Source organism: Gimesia alba, from assembly GCF_007744675.1.
GTDB lineage: Bacteria > Planctomycetota > Planctomycetia > Planctomycetales > Planctomycetaceae > Gimesia > Gimesia alba.
The window spans coordinates 85,468-108,319 of sequence record NZ_CP036269.1 but is presented as its reverse complement, the minus strand read 5'-3'; the positions used below and the strand labels follow the sequence as shown (position 1 = coordinate 108,319).

Annotated in this window: 18 protein-coding genes; 12 read left to right on the top strand and 6 right to left on the bottom strand. The window is 52.6% G+C overall.

What is annotated here, in order from left to right:
* Positions 1 to 132: 132 nt before the first annotated feature.
* The 4 genes from Pan241w_RS00430 (at position 133) to Pan241w_RS00415 (ending at position 5,888) form a co-directional block, all read left to right on the top strand.
* Complete coding sequence (locus tag Pan241w_RS00430; protein WP_145209323.1) at positions 133 to 3,120, top strand: thioredoxin-like domain-containing protein; 2,988 nt, start codon at positions 133 to 135, stop codon at positions 3,118 to 3,120.
* A gap of 91 nt (positions 3,121 to 3,211) precedes the next feature.
* Entirely contained in the window at positions 3,212 to 3,559 is a 348-nt protein-coding gene (locus Pan241w_RS00425) for a PadR family transcriptional regulator (RefSeq protein WP_145209320.1), read from the top strand.
* A 1-nt stretch (position 3,560) separates the two neighbouring features.
* Complete coding sequence (locus Pan241w_RS00420) at positions 3,561 to 4,538, top strand: carboxypeptidase-like regulatory domain-containing protein (protein WP_145209317.1); 978 nt, start codon at positions 3,561 to 3,563, stop codon at positions 4,536 to 4,538.
* A gap of 87 nt (positions 4,539 to 4,625) precedes the next feature.
* The gene (locus tag Pan241w_RS00415; RefSeq protein WP_145209314.1) at positions 4,626 to 5,888 is read left to right on the top strand and encodes an alpha/beta hydrolase; all 1,263 of its coding nucleotides are present in this window, start codon (positions 4,626 to 4,628) and stop codon (positions 5,886 to 5,888) included.
* A gap of 7 nt (positions 5,889 to 5,895) precedes the next feature.
* On the opposite strand, the gene Pan241w_RS00410 is transcribed toward Pan241w_RS00415, so the two are convergent.
* The gene (locus tag Pan241w_RS00410) at positions 5,896 to 8,958 is read right to left on the bottom strand and encodes an outer membrane protein assembly factor BamB family protein (protein ID WP_198000235.1); all 3,063 of its coding nucleotides are present in this window, start codon (positions 8,956 to 8,958) and stop codon (positions 5,896 to 5,898) included.
* Between the two features lie 360 nt (positions 8,959 to 9,318).
* On the opposite strand from Pan241w_RS00410, the gene Pan241w_RS00405 reads away from it, so the two are divergent.
* The 6 genes from Pan241w_RS00405 to Pan241w_RS00380 all read left to right on the top strand — a co-directional run bounded on the left by Pan241w_RS00405 (position 9,319) and on the right by Pan241w_RS00380 (position 16,696).
* Positions 9,319 to 9,717, top strand: coding sequence for a BlaI/MecI/CopY family transcriptional regulator (locus Pan241w_RS00405; protein WP_145209307.1), 399 nt, complete (start codon positions 9,319 to 9,321; stop codon positions 9,715 to 9,717).
* Positions 9,714 to 13,418, top strand: a complete 3,705-nt coding sequence (locus Pan241w_RS00400) for a carboxypeptidase regulatory-like domain-containing protein (RefSeq protein WP_145209303.1) — start codon at positions 9,714 to 9,716, stop codon at positions 13,416 to 13,418. The genes Pan241w_RS00405 and Pan241w_RS00400 overlap by 4 nt, the downstream gene beginning before the upstream one ends.
* 181 nt (positions 13,419 to 13,599) lie before the next feature.
* Positions 13,600 to 14,739: an FAD-dependent monooxygenase gene (locus Pan241w_RS00395; RefSeq protein WP_145209300.1), complete on the top strand. Its 1,140-nt coding sequence runs from the start codon at positions 13,600 to 13,602 to the stop codon at positions 14,737 to 14,739.
* A gap of 152 nt (positions 14,740 to 14,891) precedes the next feature.
* Positions 14,892 to 15,875, top strand: coding sequence for a hypothetical protein (locus tag Pan241w_RS00390; protein ID WP_145209297.1), 984 nt, complete (start codon positions 14,892 to 14,894; stop codon positions 15,873 to 15,875).
* Between the two features lie 2 nt (positions 15,876 to 15,877).
* The gene (locus tag Pan241w_RS00385) at positions 15,878 to 16,357 is read left to right on the top strand and encodes a DinB family protein (RefSeq protein ID WP_145209294.1); all 480 of its coding nucleotides are present in this window, start codon (positions 15,878 to 15,880) and stop codon (positions 16,355 to 16,357) included.
* 51 nt (positions 16,358 to 16,408) lie between these two features.
* Positions 16,409 to 16,696: a hypothetical protein gene (locus Pan241w_RS00380; RefSeq protein ID WP_145209290.1), complete on the top strand. Its 288-nt coding sequence runs from the start codon at positions 16,409 to 16,411 to the stop codon at positions 16,694 to 16,696.
* A 24-nt stretch (positions 16,697 to 16,720) separates the two neighbouring features.
* Here the strand turns inward: Pan241w_RS00380 and Pan241w_RS00375 are convergent, their stop codons facing one another.
* The 4 genes from Pan241w_RS00375 to Pan241w_RS00360 all read right to left on the bottom strand — a co-directional run bounded on the left by Pan241w_RS00375 (position 16,721) and on the right by Pan241w_RS00360 (position 19,908).
* Positions 16,721 to 18,247, bottom strand: a complete 1,527-nt coding sequence (locus Pan241w_RS00375; RefSeq protein WP_145209287.1) for a neutral/alkaline non-lysosomal ceramidase N-terminal domain-containing protein — start codon at positions 18,245 to 18,247, stop codon at positions 16,721 to 16,723.
* A gap of 33 nt (positions 18,248 to 18,280) precedes the next feature.
* A complete protein-coding gene (locus Pan241w_RS00370; protein ID WP_145209284.1) occupies positions 18,281 to 19,120 on the bottom strand; it encodes an SGNH/GDSL hydrolase family protein in 840 nt (279 codons plus the stop codon).
* 161 nt (positions 19,121 to 19,281) lie between these two features.
* The gene (locus Pan241w_RS00365) at positions 19,282 to 19,509 is read right to left on the bottom strand and encodes a helix-turn-helix transcriptional regulator (RefSeq protein WP_145209280.1); all 228 of its coding nucleotides are present in this window, start codon (positions 19,507 to 19,509) and stop codon (positions 19,282 to 19,284) included.
* A 3-nt stretch (positions 19,510 to 19,512) separates the two neighbouring features.
* Positions 19,513 to 19,908: a DUF2178 domain-containing protein gene (locus tag Pan241w_RS00360; protein WP_198000234.1), complete on the bottom strand. Its 396-nt coding sequence runs from the start codon at positions 19,906 to 19,908 to the stop codon at positions 19,513 to 19,515.
* A gap of 263 nt (positions 19,909 to 20,171) precedes the next feature.
* Here Pan241w_RS00360 and Pan241w_RS00355 point away from each other — a divergent pair, with 263 nt between their 5' ends.
* Positions 20,172 to 20,660, top strand: a complete 489-nt coding sequence (locus Pan241w_RS00355) for a metallophosphoesterase family protein (RefSeq protein WP_145209274.1) — start codon at positions 20,172 to 20,174, stop codon at positions 20,658 to 20,660.
* 6 nt (positions 20,661 to 20,666) lie between these two features.
* Here Pan241w_RS00355 and Pan241w_RS00350 read toward each other — a convergent pair whose 3' ends face one another.
* Entirely contained in the window at positions 20,667 to 21,737 is a 1,071-nt protein-coding gene (locus tag Pan241w_RS00350) for a formylglycine-generating enzyme family protein (protein ID WP_145209270.1), read from the bottom strand.
* A gap of 226 nt (positions 21,738 to 21,963) precedes the next feature.
* On the opposite strand from Pan241w_RS00350, the gene Pan241w_RS00345 reads away from it, so the two are divergent.
* Positions 21,964 to 22,467 carry a hypothetical protein gene (locus Pan241w_RS00345; RefSeq protein ID WP_145209267.1) on the top strand — a complete coding sequence of 168 codons (504 nt, stop codon included), beginning with the start codon at positions 21,964 to 21,966 and terminating at the stop codon, positions 22,465 to 22,467.
* Positions 22,468 to 22,852 lie beyond the last annotated feature (385 nt).

The following is a 22,852-nucleotide window of genomic DNA, read 5'->3' as shown; positions in this document are numbered from 1 at the left end:
AACAGAAACAACCTACATTTGAGATTCTGTTTGACACACAGGTCAAACGTTCATAAAGTAACTATTGTCGACATTTCGGCAGATTTCCAGTGCAATTTCTGCTACTCTTCTTCTGTTTCGTGGAGCGCTCCTATGCGATTCAGTCTGTTAAAGACAGTCCAGACGACAGTCTCTCCCTCACGCACACTTCTCTTCTTCTCGACTGTTATTGTCGCGATCTGGGGAACAACACAACTGCCGGCGCAGGAAAAATCCGCGAAGACTTACACCCCGGATCATGAAACTCGCAGCGTGGAATTTCATGTACGCGACGAACACGGTAAGCCCCTCGAAGGAGCGAAGCTGTTTGCGAATCTCGTTTATCTTGACAGTTCTAAAAACACCAAAATCTCCAATTCCAATCTGGTTACGAATTCCACAGGCATCGCTAAATATAAGCACCCCCGTCACGCCACCGGTTTGCGGCTATGGGTCAGCAAGCCAGATTTTGTTCCCGAATTCGTCGATTTCGATAAAGACCCACAGGGCGAAGTGACAAAGATCCCCGATTCATTTGAATTTCAACTCGCCCGGGGAACAAAGTTAAGCGGGATTGTGGTCGATGAGAGCGGGAAACCCATTCCCAATGTGACAGTGAGCGTCAGTACGCACGGGAAAGAACCAGTCTGGTCCGCTGTACCGAAACCGATGATGAGCTTGAATACAGAGGCCGTCACCGACAAAGCGGGAAAATGGCACATCACAACTGCACCAGTAAAACCAACGGGAGACGATTTTCAATTCCGCCTAAAATTTACACATCCCGACTATATCAGTGATGCAAAATGGAGCGAGCTTCAAACACAACAAAATGTAACGACGACAATGCTGAGAGACGGCAGTGCGAAAGTTGTGATGCATCAAGGTCATGCTGTGAAAGGGACTGTCTTAAATACCGCTGGAGATCCCGTCACGAAAGGCATCATCGTCTGGCACGACGAACCGTACTTTGGCTCCACGGTTCACGAAGTGGAAATCAATGAGCAGGGACATTTTAAAACCATTCCCCTCCCGCCGGGAAAACACCCCATCACAGTCGTGACTCCGGGCTTTCAACCGACACGCCAGATTGTTGACGTAACAAAATCCATGGATGATCTCACTTTTACCATGAAGCCGGGAAAAACGCTCACCCTGAAGATTGTTGATCTCAGTGGTAAACCAGTTCCCAAAGCCCACGTAAGTCTGAGGGGATGGCGCGGTGCAGAATCATTGTATAACTGGCGACATTCGAATGTACTCAATTCCCGGATTCCTACGCGTGCCAATGAAAACGGCATCTATATCTGGGACTGGGCTCCCGATGACGGGGTCACTTATTTGATCTCTGCCCGGTCCTTCGCTTCGAAAGAGGTGACACTGGCCGCGAGAGAAACAGCGCACGTCATTAAACTGGATCAGCCGCTGATTGCGACAGGGAAAGTGACTGATGCGCAAACGGGAAAACCAGTTGAAAATTTTCGGGTCATCCCCGTCATCGAATTTCGTCCGGAGTTTTTGTCGACCTCGTTTCAAGATACCGTACCGGGAAAAGAGGGCCTGTATCAAATTATGTTGAATGGCGGCATGCGTGACCGTCGCCACCTGATTCGCATTGAAGCCGACGGGTATCAATCGGCAATCAGTAAAAATTCATTCGGACTTGGTGAAGGACCGGTCACTCAGGACTTTTCTCTGAAACCGGCAAAGCCTCGTACAGGAAGGGTCGTCGATGGTTCAGGTAAACCGGTCTCAGGTGCAACGGTCGTTGCAGGCACCCCCAGCATTGTCCCGATCATGCAAAACAACGAATTAGACTGGAGTGGAATTCCCCTCAAAACATCTTCTGACGGCTACTTCCAGATTGCCGCGACCTTTGAGCCAACTCGCATTCGCGTCCTGCATGAAACCGGTTTTGCGGAAGCGGTTCGACAACCAGACGAAGACATCGGGACGATTACTATAAAACCCTGGTCCCGAATTTCCGGCAGATTATTCCAGGCAGGAAAACCGGTCCCGAATCAATTGATTCTATTCAAGACAGTACAGGACCGAAAACTGGGAGAACCGCGCTTCCAGGATTCCTTTCATACACAAACCGATGCAGAAGGTCGCTTTGAATTCAAGCGTCTGCCCCCTGTCGCAGGTGCCGTGCAAGCGTATCTGGGCCCTTGGGAAGATTCACCACTCACCTCCAGTCAATCGTTTCCCCTCGATCTCCAGCCGGGCGATCATAAGATCATCACTCTCGGCGAGACGGGAGCCACTCTGAAAGGGACCGTCGTCGCCACAGGTAGAGGTGAAGTTGAATTGAACAAAAACTGGTCGCTCAATTATCTGATCCGTCGTGATGGTGGCATACCTCTACCGAACGATTTTCCGAAATTGAGCTTTGATCCCAAAGGCCCCGTCCAACCAGCGTGGGCTCTCGATCCGAATTTTTACAGCTGGCTCAAAACGCACCAATACTATTTTGTCAAACTCGCCCCCGAGGGCCAGCTGCAAATCGGCGGTGTCCCACCGGGAGACTACGATCTCGTGTTACGTTTGTACGAACAACCCGCCGGTTGTCTGGTGGAAACCATCGGGACAAAAGTGGTCTCGGTCAATGTGACCTCGGACGATATCAAATCGGGCACGAAAGACCTTGGGGCGATTGAAGTCCCCTGTCGTGTCGGCCCCCGCGTCGGACAATATATGACTTCCTATAAATTCACCGATACCACGGGTCGAGAACATTCCATCTATGATATGAAAGGCCGTTATGTGCTGATGCAGGTCTGGGCCAGCTGGTGCATTCCCTGCCTCAAAAGTATGCCTGATATTAAGGCGACGGCAGCACAGCTCGCCGACAAACCCATCACATTCGTCGGTTTGAATATTGATAAACGCCCCGCCGATGCAGAAATTCTCGTTGAGAAAAATCACTGGAACTGGGCACAAAACTACCTCGGTGCTCAATCCGATATGGCACGCCAGCTCGCCATCAGCTCCGTCCCCATCTACTACCTGATCGGCCCGGACGGACGTCTTGCTGCTTCGACAAACGAGTGGCCGGAAATGAAAGAAAAAATCGAAGTGGCACTGAAACCAGAGCAGTAAAAACTGACCCAAATCAGAAATCAAACTTTTCCCTTGACATTCTAGGGGAGCCCGGCGATACTCTTCCCTAGACATTCAAGGGGAGACAAATATGGCAGAAAAACGAAAAGCCGATTTGCTGCAAGGCACGCTGGATATGTTGATCCTGAAAAGCTTGCTTGAAGGCCCGCGACACGGGTATGGCGTGGCGAAATGGATTCAGGTCACGACCAAACAGGCGTTACAAGTTGAAGAAGGTTCGTTGTATCCTGCCTTGCATCGAATGCAGAAGCGGGGCTGGATCAAGTCGGAATGGGGCCTCTCCGAAAGTAATCGCCGTGCGAAATACTACCAGTTGACAGCTGCGGGGCGGACCCAGCTCAAATCCGAAGTTCAGGCATGGTCCCACTTAGTGGATGCGATCAGCCTGGTATTGAACTCGAATCTCGCGGAGGCCTGACATGCTTCGAAATTGGATTCAGACCCTGTTTTCTTATCTCCACCTGCCACTCATCGCACACGCGGATCGCGAGATGAATGACATCCGCGAGGAAATCGCCTTCCATCTGTCGGCTAGTGCGGAAGAAAAATGCGATGCCGGCATGGACCAACAGAAATCACAGCAGGCGGCTCTGGAACAGTTTGGCGACGTCAATTCCGTCGTTCAGGATTGCTGTCACGTCTCGCTTTCGCGGCACGTTTTCTGGCATCGGATTCATCAAATCCTCACGCTCGGATTGATCTGTGCCGTCGGTTTCCTGTTCTGGTTTTACTCTCAAAACAAACCCGCGACGAATTCCGATCTTTCTGCGCTCGCTCCCTCTGGATATTCACTGGCAGAAACGAATGGAGTTATCCGGGGCACTGTTGTGACTGATCGAGGCAAACCGGTGAATGCGGCGCATGTTTTGGCTGTCGTCAAAACGTGGCCGCCCAATGGATTCCGGCAGAATTCCTATACGGCAACCACACGCGCCGACGGAACATTTTTGATTAAAAATGCGTATCCACCAGAGCAGGACTATGAAGTCCAAATCGCAGCGCTGGCGGAAGGGCATCTATTACAGTCAGAATATATTTCCATGCGCCAGGGGACCCTGGAACCGGTTCGCTTCCAGTTAAAAGAAACCGCGCCGTTTGTACTGAGGTTCGAGTCACATGATGGCACGCCCATCGCGGGCGTCAGCGCGTTTCCCTTCGAACGGGTTGACAAAAATGGTGCTGAGCACTGCGTTTATTTTTGTAGTGCCGAACCGATTGTGCAAAAGTCGAATGCGACAGGAACAATTTCGATGCCCCACTTTTTGCCAGGCGAACAAGTCACCGTGTATGTCCGTTTTCCAAATAGCGACTGGCAGACTCGGCAACTGGTGGTTCCGCAGGAAGCAAATGAACTTGTGCTGACTCCCTCAGTGAACGATAAACTCGACGACGGATAATCATCTCCATTCTCTGAATTTTGAAAACTTGCCAGCTTCTTGCGTAAAAGGTACGCGCAGCAACTGAGAAAATAAAAGGAACCGATCATGCAACAATTGACACGATACGCGATGTTTTTGACAGCTTTCGCGCTGCTCCCAACGGGATTCGCCTTTTCAGAAGAAGCAAATGTGTTGTTGAAAGACAGCTTTGAAGAGGGAAAAACAACACCCAATGGCTGGAACAGTGGTGCCAATCTGCCGGGAGTCAGATACGTATATGACAAAGGGCGCGGAAAAACAGGTAAACGCAGTCTGTCACTACAGAAAACCGCACGACGTTATTTTCCGATCGCGCAGTGGTATCGAATTCTGCCTTATAACGGCGAGTCAAAAACATTGCAGGTCAAATGTCAGGTCCGCGCCCAACAAGCCACTAAAGCCATTATCGATGTGCAGTTTCTCGACGCAAACCGCTCCAGTCTTGGTCACGAATGGGTCAGCTATATCGGCGCAAAACAGGCCGGCGATTCGCCCGCGAATCATAACTGGAAAGAATACTCTGGCACCGTCTCCATCCCCGATAAAACGAAACAAATTGCCATCGCACTGCAAATCTACGGTCCCGGAAAAATCTGGTTTGATGATCTTGAAGCAACCTTCGATGGCGCAACCCCAGCCGCGAAAAAGACAACTGAAAAAGCCATCGAAGTCAAAGCCGGAAAAGGGGTCGGCCAATACCTATTGGTTCCCCCCAAAGCCAAATCCGCTACGGAAAAAGAGCAGGCGCTATTGATCGTGCTCCCCGGCGGCGATGGTTCGGCAGACTTTCATCCATTCGTAAAACGGATTCATGAGAACGCGCTCAGTGATGACTTTGTGCTGGCACAGCCGCTGGCCAGACAGTGGTCACCCAGTCAAAAAATCGTCTGGCCTACGGTAGACAGCAAGACTGACGACATGCAGTACACCACGGAAGAACTGATTGAGGCGGTCATTGAGGATGTCAGTAAAAAGCACAAAGTTAATCCCCGGCGGATTTACCTGTTGGCCTGGTCCTCCGGTGGCCCAGCCGCGTATGCGACCGTGATGCAAAAAGAGACTCAGGTCAACGGTGCCCTGATCGCCATGTCTGTCTTTAAACCAAAACAGCTTCCTGACCCGAAGAACGCCAAAGATCGCAGCATCTATATGTTGCATTCACCCGACGACAAAATTTGTCCTTACTGGATGGCACAAGCCGCTGAAAAGACGCTCTCCAAAGCGGGTGTGAGCACGACACTGGTTAACTACCCCGGCGGTCACGGCTGGAAGGGAGACGTGTATGGCAACATTCGACAGGGTATCGAATGGCTGCAAAAGTCAAAATGATTCGGGCCTATTGTGCTGACTGCGTTTCCAACGCGAACCAGGACTTATTCAGATAGCTGCAACTGCAGGCTGCTGACGCGTCGGGAACCAGCACCAGTCCGCCGGCGGGAATCGCATTGATCCAGCAACCCGGGCGGACGCCTCCATAATTTTCGATGCTGCTGTTTTTGTTAAAATCGAAATAGCCCAGCGTCGCCGACCGGAAGAACATCATGTTTTCGCAACTCGCCAGAACACCGCAGCCGTAGGAACGTTTAAAATTGAAAGGCTGCGGCTTGCCCGTTTTCAAATTCCAGGCGCCCCCTTGTGCATACACGGTTTTCCCATTAATCAACGGGCGGGAACTGTAATTCGCTTTCGCCTCCCACGTTTTTTCTCCAGTACTACTGTTGAACACACTCAACCGCCCCCCCTTCTCTGAGGAGAGTCTGAAACTCGTCGGTTGATAGCTCATCAGCAGCGCGTCATTCTCTGCACTGACGGCAATCATCGTGCCGTAGATATCTTCTTTATTTTTCCACAGCACATAACCATCGTGAATGCTCAGACATAGTAACTGACCGGTGGCATGTTTGGCGGTTTTGGGAATCGGGTTGCGTTTCGATTCTTTCGTGCGATCAAAATCTGCCAGCGGACGATCTATCAGGTACAGTTTCTCGTTGGCAATCGCAATCGCGTTATGACGGATCGAATCTTCCGACTCGTACTGCCATTTCAATTTTCCGGTTTTCGTGTCAAATGCAAACAGCCGGTTCGACTCGGTCAACTGCTTCGACATATCGCCCGTCGTGTCTCGATAACGATATGCGACAACATGGTTGGGATCAGCGGCAGAGCCGATGAGCATTCCGTCATGCCAGGCAATATATCCCCACGGCTGTTTGTTTGCCTTTGCTTTCGGGTCTTTGGATTGGGGAACGTCAAATGTATGCACCACTTTCCCCGTAGCGGCGTCCAGTTGAAAACAGTGCTGCTCATGCCGGATGAATACAAAATCGCCGCCCAGACAATAATTGCTGCCGGTGCCCGAAGCCCCCATCAGTTCATCACCATCATAGGCCGCGAGGACACCCTCAATCTGGAATCGCCACAATTCATGTCCGTTATAAGCGTCTACCGCGATCAGACCATCATTGCCTTCATGAAACAGACGCCCTTTCGAAAACAACGGCGCCGGCCCGCGACCATGGCGGGAGGGAATCACAAAATCAAAATCCCGATACCACAACATGCTGAGCTGGCCGTTAACCAGTTTGTCATTACTGCACAGCGTGTTCGCCGCGTCTGCATACTGGTGCGTCCACTCGCCGGCCCCTTGAATGGCATCCCGCCGCTCGATGTTCAATTCCCCCGGTTTTCCATAACAGACATGCCCGCCGTACGGTCGCTGCAACCGTTTGAGTTCCTGCACAGGCAGTTCCTTGATCCCCTCAGTGACTGATCTGCCGGAGACCACCAGGTTCGCGACCTTGTTTGGCCCATGCGTCTGATCAAGCGGGCGCTGCAGCACCATAACCCGCGATCCATATACGCCCGCCGCCGTCAACTTCTGACGAGCTAGTGCCACCAGCTTCGGATCCGACTCAATCGCCACAATCCGCAACTGCGTCCGGTTCGCCAGCTCATAAGCCAGTGCACCATCACCGCAACCGACGTCAAAGCAATATCCTTTGTCGATCTTCGTACGCTCGACAATTTCAGCCGCCACTTTAGCGGCTGCGGAATCAGCGGGATACGGTGATGTCACCGCCTCTGTTTTGTTGTTTTTCGATGCGGGTGATTTCGCAGCTGAACCAAAGGTATAAACGTTGCCCCGATCGGTACTGACCACCAGATGAGAACCGCTCACCGCCAGACCGTAGGCCACACCTTCCACGGACGTCGACCAGAACGGCTTACCCGATTCCAGATCAACGACTTCAACAAACCCATCAGAGCCGGACACAATTTTGTCCCCCGCAATAATGAGCGCCGCACTCGGGTGAGACTGTTTAACCGTCCAGACCTGCTTGAGTCCCTTTGAGCGAACCAGCTTGCCTTTACGGTCCGGGTTTTCAGTTTCCACCCATTGATAGCGTGTGACCTTCCCCTTGCTGGCTTCGACCAGACCATCGGGTAAAGCGACGGTCGGGCCGCCTGCTGACTTCGCAATCGCTTCACCGTCGGCTGCTTTGAAAACAACGCCACTGTTTAAAAACAGATCACCGGCCACAACGGTATCGCCGCCCCCCTGAGCCCGGTTTTTCTGCAGGTGAAAATATTCGAACTTTCCAGTCAACCGATTCATCGACGCAGGCACCGCGCGTCCTGCCGGCACGAGCAGATGATCACCGGCAATCGCCAGATAGCCTTGTGCTGAAATGCCGCTGTTGGCATTCGCCCCCCCGTGCGGCTGAGGCATATAAATCTGGCCGGAGTCCGTGTTCGACCAGACCGGCTTCCCCGTTTCTGCATTCAAGGCATACAGATAAATTCCATCGCTGGGCCAGATCCCCGCTGCATAATATACCACGCCTTCAACCACAGCCGCTGCACCACGGGCCGGCCACTTGGAAATCACGCGCTCGTTCCCCACGGCCATCTGCGCATTCGGTCCGCCTCGGTGTTTCCAGATGAGACTGCCATCATCAACACGCAGCGCATAAAGAAAACCGTCATCACTGGTCACCAGCAGTCGATCGCGCCAGACCGTTGGTGCAAAACGAACGGGGCCTTCGGTGAAAAATTCCCAGATCGGTTTTCCCATCTTCAGATCCAGTGCCTGAACTTTCCCGGACACACTATCGCCAAAGAAAACTCGCCCATCGGCAATCACACAATGATTCACACGGTCATAAGTCAAACGCGTACTCCGCGGCCAGGCGGGCTGCGGTGAATGTGCGTCTTGATGACGCCAGTGCTGCGCAAGTTTTTCCGGAAGACCGTCCGTCGTGAATCCACTGCGCTGCGCGTCGGCCCGGTACGTGGGCCAGTCAGCCGCACTGAGTGAAAGCGCCGTTGAAAAGATTCCGACACCAGGCGTGACAAGAAATAATAAAACGCCTGCTGCCCGATTGCGAATTGCTCTCATGATCTTCATTCCTAATGCCCTCTGCTATCTCGGCGGACCGCGTCAAAGTAAACATGCCTTACAGAAGTGTACCACCATGCCCGGCCTTCTGAAACAACCCAAGGGGACAGAATCTCACACTCACACAAGGATTACTTTTTATTGAACTTGTTGTGAATAAACCGTGAAATTTCGCAGTTAATGTTTTGGAAATCGGTCGATCCGGTTTTCCTTTTTCTAGAACCTTCGCCAGAACAATCTTTTAAACAATTAAAAGATCCTCTTGACAGACGATCTGAATCACATTACCATCTTTTAAAGAATTAAAACATATTGCCGATTTGGCATCTGCCCCTTTTCCGATTGTAAGGAATTGCTTCCATGGCACGTCCGGGATCAGAACATCCTACTGAGCTGGAACTCGAAATCCTCAAAGTATTGTGGGATGACTCGCCACTACCGGTTCGCGAAGTCAGATCGCGACTCGAAACCAAAGCAGGCCGCCCGCTCTCCCATAGCTCTGTGATCACTATGCTCAATATCATGTATCGCAAAGGGTTTGTCTCGCGAAAGAAAGAGGGCAAATCGTTTCTGTTTTCCCCCAAACTGATGAAGAAAACGGTAACGAGTGGCATTATGGAAGACGTGCTCTCCCGCGTGTTCGACGGTTCTTCCTCCGATCTGGTCCTCAACCTGCTCGAAACAGTCGACCTGGATCAGGATGAACTCGCGGAAATTCGTAAGCTGATCACACGCAAGGCAAAGGAGCAAAAGAAATGACTTGGCACACACTGATTGACCCGGCTTTCAGCGGTCGCCTTTGCCTGACACTCATGCACTCGATCTGGCAGGTTTCACTGCTGGCGCTGGTTGTTTGGAGTCTCGATCGCTTTTGGCGCAACGCCTCGGTCGAGCGGCGTTACACGCTTCATGTCATCGCCCTCGTGACAGCGCTGGTCGCCGTACCGGTCACGTATCAACTACTCCATCGTGTCGAACCGGTCAGAAACACTTCCGGTGAATCTCCCGTACGCATGATTTATGTCAAACCACAGCCCACTTCCCTCTCAAATACTCCGGTCAAAATAGAGCGAATTGATTCGAGAGAAACGCTCACCAGCGAATCACAGACACAGCAAGTCCGTCAAATACAGCCGACTGATGTCACGAGCACTCTGCTTGTGCCACCCACTACCCTCAACCCGCCAACTCAGTGGTTGTGGCTGGCACCCTGGATTATGGCCATTTATGCCGCAGGCGTTGCACTGATGCTGACACGTCTGATCATCGCCAGCATCCGCGCCAACCGACTGGGCTCGCAAGCCGTTTTGATTTCCGAAGGTCCCCTTGTGGAAGCACTGCGGTCTCTGGCGCAGCAATGGTCGATGAAGGTCGTACCTGCCCTGGCTCGCGCAGAACAGATCGTTGTGCCCAAAGTCATCGGCATTATCCGGCCCACGATTCTGTTGCCCGCATCCACCATCAGTGGTCTCACTACAGAGGAACTCGAACTGATTCTCGCGCATGAGCTGGCTCATGTCAGACGCTACGACATGTGGATCTACCTGCTCCAGCGTTTCGCCGAGGCAATCCTGTTTTTCAATCCACCACTCTGGTATCTCAGTCGCCGTATCAGCGTGCTCCGCGAATTTTGCTGTGATGAAATGGCATGCCAAACACCATCAACGTCGGCCTCATCATCAGCGTTCGAGTCACGCGTAGAATACGCGACGGCCCTCTTGCGCATCGCCGAACTGGCAAAACGAAATAGCACAACCACACCGGATCTCTCTTCGCTCGCCGCCAGCGGAAAGTCACCGTCTGAAATGCGCCAACGCGTGGCCCGTTTGTTCGGCGAACCTTTGAGAGAACCACTGCGCGTCTCCCGAACCGGCGTCCTCGCTCTGCTGGCGCTGACATTAGCGTTGCCACTAGTCTCGCTCGTTTCGACGTCCACCGCACAGACGGTGACAAAAAAAGAGGAGCCAGCGAAAAAAACGGTCACCCAGAAAACGCCGCCTCCTACCAACAATACCTCAAAAGCAAAAGAGGATTCGCGCACGTTCCGACTCAACGTCGTTGACTCTGCCGGAAAACCGGTGCCGAACGCTTTGATTGAAGCGCGGACCGATCCGGCCGTGACTCCCGAACAAATTCAACGCGGCAAATACGTGCGCAAGAGTACCTACGGCCCCTATGTCAGAACCGACAAAAAAGGGGTACTGCAACTGACGGTACCCACTCGTCTCAAGCGATTTAATCTCAATATCAAACAACCTGGCTATGGACCGTACTGGGCCACCTGGAGTCTGGTTCCCCACCGTGACCCCATTCCCACTGAATTCACAGCGCAACTCGACAAAGCCTGGACCGTCGGCGGTACCGTTGTTGACGAGGCAGGAAAACCGATTGCCGGCGCCAGAGTATCACCCAGCCTGAAGTTTAAAAAACGTCCCAGCGATTCCAGTGAACTGGGCGTCGGCACAAGAATCACCACCGATGCCAACGGTCAATGGCGGTACCCACATATTCCCGTTTCAAAATCGGAAGTGTATATCGCCGTGAATCATCCCGAATATCGTGCCTGGAGAAATCGCATTGCCCGTAGCGAGTTTACTGTTAAGAAAAACCAAAAGCCCACCGGTCGCATTGTCCTTGATCGAGGACTGACGATTGTCGGCGTGGTGGCCGATGAGCAAGGCAACCCCATCCTCGGTGCATTGGTGCGAACCAAGTTTGCCAATGAAATCCGCAAAGCAACCACGGACGAAAACGGCGTCTACATTCTCAGTGGTTGTGAACCCCGCATGGCGCGCGTGGTGGTCTCCGCCAACGGCCGTGCGCTGGAATTGCAGGAAGTCCGCGTTGATCCCGAGATGGAACCCGTCGATTTCATCCTGAAGCCGGGGGGCAAGATACGAGTGCGTGTGGTCGATGAACAAGGAAAAGGCGTTCCCAAAGCACGGATTTTCTTCCAGCGCTGGCGGGGGCACATCCAGTACTTTGAATTCGATCACATCAGTCAGTATGCCGATGAGAACGGCGTCTGGGAATGGAACGAGGCACCGCTGGACGAGTTCCAGGCCGACATCTGTCGTACCGGAGGCATGCAGTTGACCGACCAGAGCCTGCAGGCGCGCGAGGAAGAATATGTCTTCGCTCCCCCCAAAACGTTGGTCATCTCCGGCAAGGTCATCGATGCAAAAACCAAACAGCCCGTCAAAAAATTTCACGTCACGCACGGCTACCCGCTGGACAAGGAGCAGTCCCACATCTTCTGGAACACGACCGACCGCTTCGAATCGCTTGATGGCCAATATCAACTGCGGATCAATCGAGACGCTCCCATCAACAAAGTTCGTATTGAAGCAGACGGCTATCAGGTCGCGACCTCACGCGAAATCAAACCGGATGAGGGGAATGTCTCTTTTGATTTCGCTCTGGAACCGGCAGAGGATATCGCGTCCCACATCCAGACGCCGACCGGAAAACCAGCCGCGGATGCCGAAATTACGATCGGCATCGCCGGCACACAAATCGCCATCATGAATGGAAAAGTGCGTAATCTTTCCACGTATGCGACCACGGTGCACGCTGATGCTGACGGACTGTTTAACATACCGCCACGGCAGGAATCATTTCAACTGGTCATCACTCACCCCACCGGTTTCGCGTATCTCTCGTCCGAGAATGGGAAGCTACCCAACCCGATCAAACTCACTGCCTGGGCGCGGCTCGAAGGCACATTCCGTGTAGCAAATCAGATCGCTCCCAATGTCACCCTCTCAATTCAAGGCAACGGGATCAATGTCTACGAAGAGGATAATCCCCACATCTACACTCGGAATCAAGTCAAAACCGATCAAAACGGACGCTACGTTTTTGAACGCGTCTTTCCTGGCAACGGCTACGTTGGACGCAACATCACATTCATGGTCAACGAGGGAGCAACGGAAGTGACTTCGGCGATCCAGATTCCTCAGCAGTTTGAGGCCGGAAAAACCATCACCCTGGACCTAGGCCGTTCAGGCCGGCCGGTCATCGGTAAACTCGTCCCCCCTGAAACGTTTCAGGGAAAAGTCATCTGGCCCTTCGCCACGTTGCGAGCATACCGCTACATGGAGCCCCCTGCCATCGTATCACTGATGAACACACTCCAGAACGACCCTGTCCAATACCAGACCTGGTTCGATAACTGGAAACAGTCACCGAAATACGCCGAGGAAAAAGCGGCGATTGAGGAATACCAGCGGGCCAATGAAAAGCTCAGGGCCGAGACGCCTCACCTGGTCGCCACCATGGATCGCGACGGCTCCTTCCGCATCGATAATACCCCACCGGGAACATACTCGATGTCCGTTTATTTCTACGAGGGTAATCAGAACCCTGGTCCTCTAATTGATCACATTTTCTCAGTACCGCCTGCAGAAAAGAACGGCGAAACAGAACCCGTCGATCTGGGCACACTGCCGCTGAAATAATCGTTCCAGAGTCCGCACACCACTTGAGCTCTACTTTCATTTCGTGCTTTTCGTGTCTTTCGTGGTAGAAAAATAAACCGCGTCGATTCATTTTTGCCTTTCATCTCGCATTAAGACGTTCCGATTTGCTAAAGTGTGTTCCTCGGACAAATCACATTCCCTTTTATGGAGAAAAGGAACCATGCGCATTCTGATCGTCGGTGCCGGCATTGGGGGTATGACGCTCGCCGCCTTACTCAAACAGCGCGGCTTTGAACCCACACTCATCGAACGCGCCCCCAACTTTGACCACGCGGGTTATATGCTGGGACTCTGGCCGCTCGGCTATCGGGTCTTTCATGGCCTGGGTCTCTATGAACAGTTCGCCGCCGAGTCGATTGAATGCAAACACTACGAAGTCCGCGATAATCACGGCGAACTCGTCAAACACTGGTCGATGGCCCCCATCTCCGACCGCTTCGGCCCCAACCTGAGCTGCACGCGACCGCAACTCATCAAGCTGCTGCACTCAGCCCTCGAAGGCGCCGACCTGCGTTTCAACACCGCCATTGAATCACTGAACGATACCGGAGACGCTGTTACTGCCACCTTCAACGACGGCACGAGCGAGACCTTCGACCTTGTCGTCGGTGCTGATGGACTACATTCGAAAGTCCGCCAGCTTGTGTTCGGCGAACAGCCCTACTACCACACGAACTGGGGTGGCTGGGTCTGGTGGGTCGACGTCGATCAGGTGCCAAAAGAGACCTTCGTGGAACACTGGGGCGCCGGCCGCTTCTTCGGCATCTATCCCACACAGGAGGGGGCGGGCGTTTATGCGGGCGCGCCCGTAGAAGGCAACTTCGATCAGCCGGGACCAGGCCGACGACAACGCCTCCGCGAACAATTCGCCGGCATGGGAGAACTCGTCGACACCTGCCTTGCCGCTCTGCCCGACGACAGCGAAGACCTGTTCTTCTGGAAACTCTCCGACGTTCGTTCGAAAGAGTGGACTCGCGGCCGTGTCGTGCTGCTGGGCGATGCCGCCGCCGGCTTCCTGCCCACCGCGGGCATCGGCGCGTCGATGGCGATGGAGTCCGCCGCCGTGCTGGCCGATGAACTTTCCCGCACGAACACAGAGTTCCTGGAACACGCCCTGTCGCTCTACGTCAAACGCCGCAAGCATCGCGTCGAAAGCACCCAAAGCGATTCGCGTCATTTAGCCAAAATGATGTTCATCAAATCCGCCACCGTCGCCCACATCCGCGACGTCGCCACAAAATTTTACTCACTGGAACAGCTTGCCAGCTCCATCGCGAAGGCCTTTGATGAACCGATTTAACATCTCAGATACAGCAACGGCTTCTGTACCTCTTTTTAGAATCAAGCTCGATTTTGAAATTCAGACTTTCAGTTTAACCCGCTTATGATAAACTGAACACAGGAATACTCTATGATCCTACTTTGATCCCAGAAGTTCTACGAGGTTTCGAAATGCGTCAGCAACGATTTCCATTCATACATTCAATTGTCGTTTGCTTACTCTGTGGATCACTCACTCAGGCAGCGGATCAGAAGCCGATCTCAATTCCAATCGATCAATTCACACAGTTGAACGAGTCTGAGCAAAAAGGGCTATTACTCAAAGCCTTTCAGCGCCGGCTGGAACATGCAAAGAATCTCTATTATGAGGTTGATCTAAACTGGCTCATTTACGAGAACCAGAACGAACTACCCGGCAAACTGCGGGAAGCTGCGATGTTGAGAAGATGTCGACACTGGCTGCTTGGAGATTCCTACCGTATGGACTCGGATATGTTTCGCCCTACTGAAAAACAAGCCTGCCAATGGATCTCTGACGGATATGATGCCAAACAGAGGATCTCAAAAGCTACATTTACTGATAAAAAACGCAGTTCTGGCCGGATCGACAGAATCCATGATTCGATTATCAGCGATAATAAATACATTTTCTGGTTGCGCGGCGTGTACCCACACAAATCCAAATACCTGTTTCAGTATCTGATCGATCACAAAGCGGAATTTGAGATCGAGGCGCCCGTGGACGATGGCAAGGTGCAACTCACCGTGAACTTTCAACCTCACTGGACCAACAAACCAGGGGGAAAACGAATTTTCATCCTCGATCCGAAAAAGGGGTTTCTTCCCATCAATGGCCACTCCCGATGGAATGAACTCCGTGTTGATGGTGGCCAACCGATGTGGCGCATTGAGCGATTTTTCGTCTTCGAAAGTAAACTCGTGGGTGATGTCTGGATGCCGGTGAAACTGCGTGAAGAAATTATGAGTTCATCCGCGCCTGAGATTCTCTCCACACAGGAAATAGAGGTCACACGTATCGAACACGGAACCGTCAAACCAGCGGATTTAGCCATACAGTTCACAGAGGGGATGAAAATCGTCGATGCCATTAAAGGCGAGTCCTACACTGTTTCTTCCACTGACAAATCAGAATAACCATGGACTTGCTTGATCGGCTCTTAGCCCACGATGCCTGGACCACACGCCAACTGCTTGAGATCTGTGCCACGCTTCCCGATGAACAACTCAATCATGAGTTCGAGATCGGTCACCATACGCTCCGCGCAACGCTGCATCACATCATCGGTAACATGGAAATCTGGTCGGCATTGATGGCCGGTGATCCCATCGAACGACAAACATATCAAGCAATCAACGGCATGCGCGAGCGTTTATCCGTCGCCGAAAAACGATTGCAGTCCATCGCCGTTAAAGTCCAGGCAACAAACGGCTGGGATGATATCTGGATCGACCACCTCGACGATCCGCCCCGCGAAAAAACCTTCGGCACCGCCCTGGCCCACATTGTCACCCACAGCATGCACCACCGCGCCCAGGTGCTCTATATGCTGAGGCTCTCAGGCGTTCAACCACTGCCCGAAGGGGATGTTTTCAGCTGGGAAAATAACATAAAATGAAACTTAAGAATTCCAGATATCAAAATCAGTAATCATCAGAACGAATACATTATGAATCAGAAACCTGTTGAATCCATCGCTGCTGCCGGGAATACCGAAATCCCCTGTTATCTGGCGATCAGGTCTCTGGGATTTGAGATTTCCAGAGTTGAAGAGGAAAACATTCTTTCAGATATGGAGTTTTGGGTCGCAGAAAATTCTGAATTTCGATTTCTCGCCCCAAGCCATCTGGAACTCCTGGGGCTCATCTCGATGCGCCAACTTCGTGGGCAAAACTGGAAAGCCGAAGACCGAGAGATTGATGACTACTTCGAGAAATACGATTCTGGATCGTTGTAGCTCAAGAATGAAATCCTAACAACCTCACTCCCCCACCCCGCGATTCACTCGGTTATTCTCATCCGCTTTCGCTTTCTCAATCGCCGTGCGTTGCTGGTTGTTGTAGAAGTCGGTCGTGAGCGGTTTGCGTTTCTGGCCGGAGAGGGATTCCAACAGGCCGAGCAGTGTCTCCACGATTTGCGGTTCGGCGTTGACTTCCAAACCCGCGGTGCGGGCGGGCCAGGTGGTGTAGCCGCCGAGGTAATGTTGTTCGGGGGGCGGGATGTAGCCGGCGGCGCCGTTGGCCAGGCCCATGTTGAAGGTCAGCTTGAACGGACTCTGTGCTTTGAGCTTCAAGCCGGTGATGCCGTAGACTTCGTTGGGAATCGCGGTGATCGCCAGGTCGCTTATGCCGATCGTCTGCAGCACGATCTCTTCTTCCGGATGTGCGTCGATCCACGTTGCCTGCTCGGCGTAGACTTCCGGTTTCGATTTCGGTCGGCGGTCGCCGCGACTGGTATTGAGTTCCTTTGCCCAGGCCAGTCGCGCGGGGCTTGGCAAGCGACGGTCCAGTGTCAACCGGGTTTCCGCCATCGCCAGTTTCGGATCGCCAGTCGTGTAGTCGATCTTCTTGTATGCCTCAAAGGCGAGATCGGCCAGTCCGCCCGCGTACTCGTCGATACTATAATCGGCCCGTCGTGGTTGGGAGTAGTCCATCCATTGCAGATCGCCGGACGTTCCCTGCGACATGGCGGCGACGAACTGCGGGTTCTGCTTGCCGGCGATTTTCTGTTCCATCAGCGCAGAAAACTTGCCGTAATAGTCGGCTGAAAATCCGCCGCCGGTGCCGAAGTAGTGCATTGAATAATTGGCGAGCAGACCAAGGGGCCGTTTACCGTCCGCCGACTGAATGCTGAGCAGTGAGAGCCCCGTATCCGCAGGGCCGGCGGGGCCGATGAAATCGGGATTCTGATAACCGGGATGCATGATGGCCCGCACCGTGTTCTCGCCAAAGGGGTCGGCCGCGTATTTGTCCGGCTGTCGCAACCAGCGACGGCAGTGCGTGTGATGGGGCGCATCGACAACGGTGAAACCGATGCGCGCCGGTTCGAGATTCTGATACGCGCGTGCGATTCCTTCGGCCAATTTCGGGGGCAGGAACCGTTCGTAGTTCGGATCGCTGCGCGTCCCCAGACAGAGATTCATCACACTCGGCGCGGTGTGCGTGTGCGTGGAGGCGATCAACATCCGGTTGACGGGGATGCCTGTCTGTCTGCTGGCAAGAATCTTGGCGCGATCACAAATGTCGCGCGGAATCATACAGGAATCGACGACCATGATGGCAACAGTCGTCTCTTCCGACTTCAACACAAAACAGCGGGCGTGGAGGCGATCCAGTACCTTATTCTGGTTCCGCTCCACAAAATAACCGTTCTGAATCGCCGGCAGCGTAGGGGGTGAAATATCCACCGTCGCGGCGCCCGCAGACAGGCCGCATTCCCCTTCTGCAGGAAAACAGAGCAGTGCCAATACTGACAACATCAGACATGTATTTCGAAAACCACCTGTCATGTTCCTGTCTCCTGCCTGTTCTACTGAGACCCGTTATTGAGCCGTCTTTTGTTTCCGCATTTTATTCGCGAGGTATTTCGCGGTTTCGTCAGCGATCACGTTGTAACCCGCCAGATTCGGATGCCGATCAGAATACCAGCCCGGCAGATCTCCCAGAATCGGATCGAGTTCGTTGGCCATCACCACCACTCGACCTCCCATGATGAATGGTTTTACCAGGTCCTGATATTTCTCGGGCACTTTCTCCACCGGATACCGGCGGTAGTTGAGCATGTTGAATCCCTTTTTCAACTCAGCGGCATAACGGGGATAGATGTCAAATACTTCCAGATTTTCCTCTTTCGCCACCTGAAACACCAGATCGTTGATTTCCTTGCTGACCTCTTCATTCGCAAACGGGATTACCGTCATTGGAACCAGGACGGCATTAGGGTGATCTTTCCTCAATCGCGCGAGCAGTTCGTGAAAGTCTTTCGGAAAATTCTCGGTGAAGTTCTCGCGCTTCGCCCGATCATTCAAGCCGTAACGGATGAAGACATAATCGACGCCCGGCAGCTTGGCGGCGTCACGATCGTAGCGACCCGAATCGAACAGGCGCTTAATGTATTCGCCACTCAGGCTGGAGTTGATCACATGACAGGGGGGCAGATCCCCTTCCGCCGCCAGCAGTTGTTCGAGTACTTTTTCCAGATGCGGGCCTTCCGGTTTGAGCCGACGCGGAATGCTGCCTTCGGTCGTGCTGTCTCCCAATAAGAGGATTTGAATTTTCCCCTCATGCTCGGCCTGGGCAGAAGGATTCGCTGACAGCAGCGCGACGCCCAGAATGAGGAACGATAACAGTGTCGGTAAGGAAGAAGGTCGGCTTAAGTGCATCTGAGCAGTCCTGTCCGGGTAAGTGAGGTTCAAGCGGGTGGGGCAAGCAACAGATTTTATTATGTGTGATGAACCATTCGAATTCAATTTCCAAATCAAACTCCTCAGAAAACAGAGACCAATTGTCGGCTGTACTTTCGTAATGACTGAGGCGGAAAGTCTTATTCCTCATCAACCAGCTGAAACACCTCCTCGACGGGTACATCGAACGTTCTGGCGATCCGCAGAGCGAGGGCCAGAGAGGGCGCATATTTACCGGATTCCAATGCAATGATCGTCTGCCGGGTCACACCGACGTGGTCTGCCAGCATCTGCTGCGTCATCTCATCGTGTTCAAAGCGGAAACGCCGAATCTGATTAGTGAGGTCTGCTCGTTCTTTTGGCGCCATTGATTATCCCCTGCTGTTCAGGATCAGCGTCGCGACAGACACGACACCAATAAACAGCACCAGCGCATAAAAGACGCTCACCTGCACGACCTCCACGGGAACGCAGCCTTCCTGACCGTAGACCAGGGGAGTCAGCAGACTGGAGGCCAGCACATAAACGAGCCAGAAGACCGAAGCGCCGATCAAGGCAGCGCGCCTTTGAATGAGAGCGTCTCGCTCATCCGTGATAACTTCATTTTCGCGTTTGCGATAGAATATGGGACTGAGAGCCAGCAGGGCCGTCAATCCCAGAGCACCATGGGCTTTCCAGCCAAAAAAAGGGTACAGACAACCGACGATCAACAATACGCCCAAAACCACCAGCAGATTAAACCAGGCAAATTTCTGTGTCGCTGTCATGGCACCTCCCCTCTTTGTTAATAGATGATGATCCAAAACGAACATCAACTAAATGTAATGCTCACACGACATATTGTAAAGTTTATTTTACTTCATTTTCGCTATTTATTGTAATTATGACGAAACAGGTGCTGTTAAACTCTTGATCGTTCCAGATACCGCATCGCACGAGAGAAGCTGCCAGACAGGGAATCTCGTTGTCTTCGTGTGCGTTGAATCTAGAATGAACTACAGATCGTTACTTCTATGAATCAGGAGCACCAGTGCGGATCGGCATCCTTTCAGACACTCACAATCACCTGCAGCGCACCGAGCGGGCTGTCGAACTGTTGCGCGGTGCAGGCGCCGAGGCGCTGTTTCATTGTGGCGACCTGGCGAGTCCGGAGATTGTCAACTCCTGTGCGGTGCTGCCCTTCTATTTCACATTCGGAAATCACGATTCCGATATGGTGCGGATTCTCGAACAGTCGGCCGAAGAACAGGGAGCCCACTGCCTGCACTGGGGCGGCGAAGTCACGCTGGCCGAAAAACAAATCGCCCTCGTCCACGGACATATTACCCGCGACTTAAAGCCCCTGCTGGAAGCGCAGCCCGACTACCTGCTGACCGGCCACTCGCATCAGCAACATGATTTCCATGAAGGCACCACCCGCCGCATCAATCCGGGTGCCCTGTTCCGCGCCAAGGTGTTTACGGTGGCGATGCTGGATCTCAAGACGGACGACCTGCAATGGCTGGAGGTGCCGAAGTAAGGGTTCTCACCCGCGGGGTACACCCAGACAAATTCGAAAGCCGTCGCGGGAGTCGGAGTAGCTCTCACTCTTCAGTCCCAGACGGACGGCGCAGCGGGCGTTGCCGGGGACGTCGAAGTAGTTGCCGCCACGACAGACGGGCCGCGGATTTTCTTTGACGAAATAGAGTTCTTCGTGCCCCCCTTTGGGATCGAAGTGATCGAGGACAATCTCCCACACGCCGCCACACATGTCGGCCATTCCGAAACCGTTGCGGCCTTTTTCGCCATATTGGTCTACGGGTGAGACAAAGGCGAAGCCGTCGCTCCAGGGCGCATTCGCCAGCGGCCAGATTTTGTTGCGGCCGGGCAGAAAGTCGACGGCGGAAATATTCAAGCGGCCTTCGCCGTCGCGCAGGTCATTACCCCACCAGAAATAATGGCTCTCCTGGCTGCCCCCTCGACAGGCATAGGCCCACTCGGCTTCAGTCGGCAGCCGATATTCCAGTCCTTTCGGCAGTCGACCGGCTTTGCGTTCGCGCTCGGTAAGCCATTTACAAAACGCGCGGCCGTCATTCCAACTGACGCAGACGACCGGATAACTGTTTCGCAGGGGAAAGCCGAAATTCGGATCGCGCCAGCTCTTGCCTTTCATCGAGATCCAGGGATGCGGCGGCGCTTTGGCAGTGATTTTCCATTCGGGATCGAACACCTGCGTCTCACCGCCCGGTTTCTCGGCATCGGTCACATAGCCGGTCTCTTCGACAAAGCGTTTGAACTGCCCCACGCTGACTTCGGTGCGGCCCATCCAGAACCCGTCCCTGACCTGCATCGGCCGGGGCATTTCCCCTTCATACGATTCCCGCGTGGTGCCCGGCGTCGCCCCCCCTTCAATGCCGGTCGCCCAGGCTTTCTCTTCGGGCGTGCTGCCCATCATGAATTTGCCCGGCGGAATATAAACGACATCAAGAGAAACATCACCGCCCAGGTCAATCTGTTTTGAATCTCCCTGACTGGGTGGATCAGCGGCCTGCGCCGTCACAACGCTCAATATGAGACAGGATAACAACAGCAGACGATCAACGTTTGCGATTTTCATCGGGTGGGTTCCTTGTTAAGGTAAGCTGAGCAGGCAGGAGTTTGGGAGACACATTCATTAAGATAGAGAATTAAATCCCCAGGATCAACAAAATATTGATCTTTGTGAGAACCGGATGACAAACTATTTTCTCTAAAGAACGTGTTCTTGATCAACAATAGGATTACATTAAACCGATCGTCAAATCAATTACATAATCACTACAATAATAAAACGCGAGCTATTGATGGGTGTCTATTACTACTATGTCAATCTGACGAAGAAAGAGAAATTTTGCATCGACGCCCTGGGCGGAAATCTGCGTCACAGGGCATTGGGAAGAACTCTTGCCAGTCGCGCATTTCATTTGATGTTAAATTATGCGAATGGACGATGGGTTGGAGATTATGTCGCAGTAATGGGTGATGATAACACGCCTGACTGGTCTCACCTTTCAGATAAATTGACCGATATCGATGCAATCGTAATTTTAACATTATTTTATGTTGATGGATTCAAAGAGATCGGAGAAATTGCCAAGCATGACCGTTACTTGTTTATGCAATTATGCCATTTAGTGGTAACAAGACAGGCGCTCGAACTCGAGCCCTCGCTCAAGGAATACTTTGGGTCAAATTATCTTAAAAAATACAAAGATCTCTGCCAGGAATCAAACTGGCACCATCCAAAAGATCTTACCTTAGCTGAGAACGAGCCACTGTTTCCCAAAAGGCCAAAGGGAGTCTTGTAAATCTGTCTGAGTCTTCCTAATCAAATGAAAATAGATTCGACCAGGTAGTGTTTCATCATTCGAATTGGTCTTTGTAAATGGGGAGGAACCGGGGCTAACGCCCTTCGGCTAATAAGGAACGCTGGCTGGTAAATTACCGCAAACAAGATCAGCCGCACGGTGTTAGCCTCAGTACTTACAAATCTCGGTAAAAATCGCATGTTTGAGAATCACACTCAAAACGATTAAATACAACTATCTAGCGAACTTTGTTTCCTTCATATATGTCATTTCTTCTAAGCTTGTCTTACCCGCCCTGGTGCGGGATACTCAGATATCCGTTCGTGGGACTTGGGAGTGACTTCCGCGTTAGCCTTTAGAGCTTTTTAGCCCGTCGCTACTTATC

What these genes read in the sequence shown, in the direction of transcription:
- Pan241w_RS00430 (WP_145209323.1), top strand. Translation starts at nt 133, where the DNA reads ATGCGATTCAGTCTGTTAAAGACAGTCCAGACGACAGTCTCTCCCTCA.
- Pan241w_RS00425 (WP_145209320.1), top strand. Translation starts at nt 3,212, where the DNA reads ATGGCAGAAAAACGAAAAGCCGATTTGCTGCAAGGCACGCTGGATATG.
- Pan241w_RS00420 (WP_145209317.1), top strand. Translation starts at nt 3,561, where the DNA reads ATGCTTCGAAATTGGATTCAGACCCTGTTTTCTTATCTCCACCTGCCA.
- Pan241w_RS00415 (WP_145209314.1), top strand. Translation starts at nt 4,626, where the DNA reads ATGCAACAATTGACACGATACGCGATGTTTTTGACAGCTTTCGCGCTG.
- Pan241w_RS00410 (WP_198000235.1), bottom strand. Translation starts at nt 8,958, where the DNA reads ATGAGAGCAATTCGCAATCGGGCAGCAGGCGTTTTATTATTTCTTGTC.
- Pan241w_RS00405 (WP_145209307.1), top strand. Translation starts at nt 9,319, where the DNA reads ATGGCACGTCCGGGATCAGAACATCCTACTGAGCTGGAACTCGAAATC.
- Pan241w_RS00400 (WP_145209303.1), top strand. Translation starts at nt 9,714, where the DNA reads ATGACTTGGCACACACTGATTGACCCGGCTTTCAGCGGTCGCCTTTGC.
- Pan241w_RS00395 (WP_145209300.1), top strand. Translation starts at nt 13,600, where the DNA reads ATGCGCATTCTGATCGTCGGTGCCGGCATTGGGGGTATGACGCTCGCC.
- Pan241w_RS00390 (WP_145209297.1), top strand. Translation starts at nt 14,892, where the DNA reads ATGCGTCAGCAACGATTTCCATTCATACATTCAATTGTCGTTTGCTTA.
- Pan241w_RS00385 (WP_145209294.1), top strand. Translation starts at nt 15,878, where the DNA reads ATGGACTTGCTTGATCGGCTCTTAGCCCACGATGCCTGGACCACACGC.
- Pan241w_RS00380 (WP_145209290.1), top strand. Translation starts at nt 16,409, where the DNA reads ATGAATCAGAAACCTGTTGAATCCATCGCTGCTGCCGGGAATACCGAA.
- Pan241w_RS00375 (WP_145209287.1), bottom strand. Translation starts at nt 18,247, where the DNA reads ATGACAGGTGGTTTTCGAAATACATGTCTGATGTTGTCAGTATTGGCA.
- Pan241w_RS00370 (WP_145209284.1), bottom strand. Translation starts at nt 19,120, where the DNA reads ATGCACTTAAGCCGACCTTCTTCCTTACCGACACTGTTATCGTTCCTC.
- Pan241w_RS00365 (WP_145209280.1), bottom strand. Translation starts at nt 19,509, where the DNA reads ATGGCGCCAAAAGAACGAGCAGACCTCACTAATCAGATTCGGCGTTTC.
- Pan241w_RS00360 (WP_198000234.1), bottom strand. Translation starts at nt 19,908, where the DNA reads ATGACAGCGACACAGAAATTTGCCTGGTTTAATCTGCTGGTGGTTTTG.
- Pan241w_RS00350 (WP_145209270.1), bottom strand. Translation starts at nt 21,737, where the DNA reads ATGAAAATCGCAAACGTTGATCGTCTGCTGTTGTTATCCTGTCTCATA.
- Pan241w_RS00345 (WP_145209267.1), top strand. Translation starts at nt 21,964, where the DNA reads ATGGGTGTCTATTACTACTATGTCAATCTGACGAAGAAAGAGAAATTT.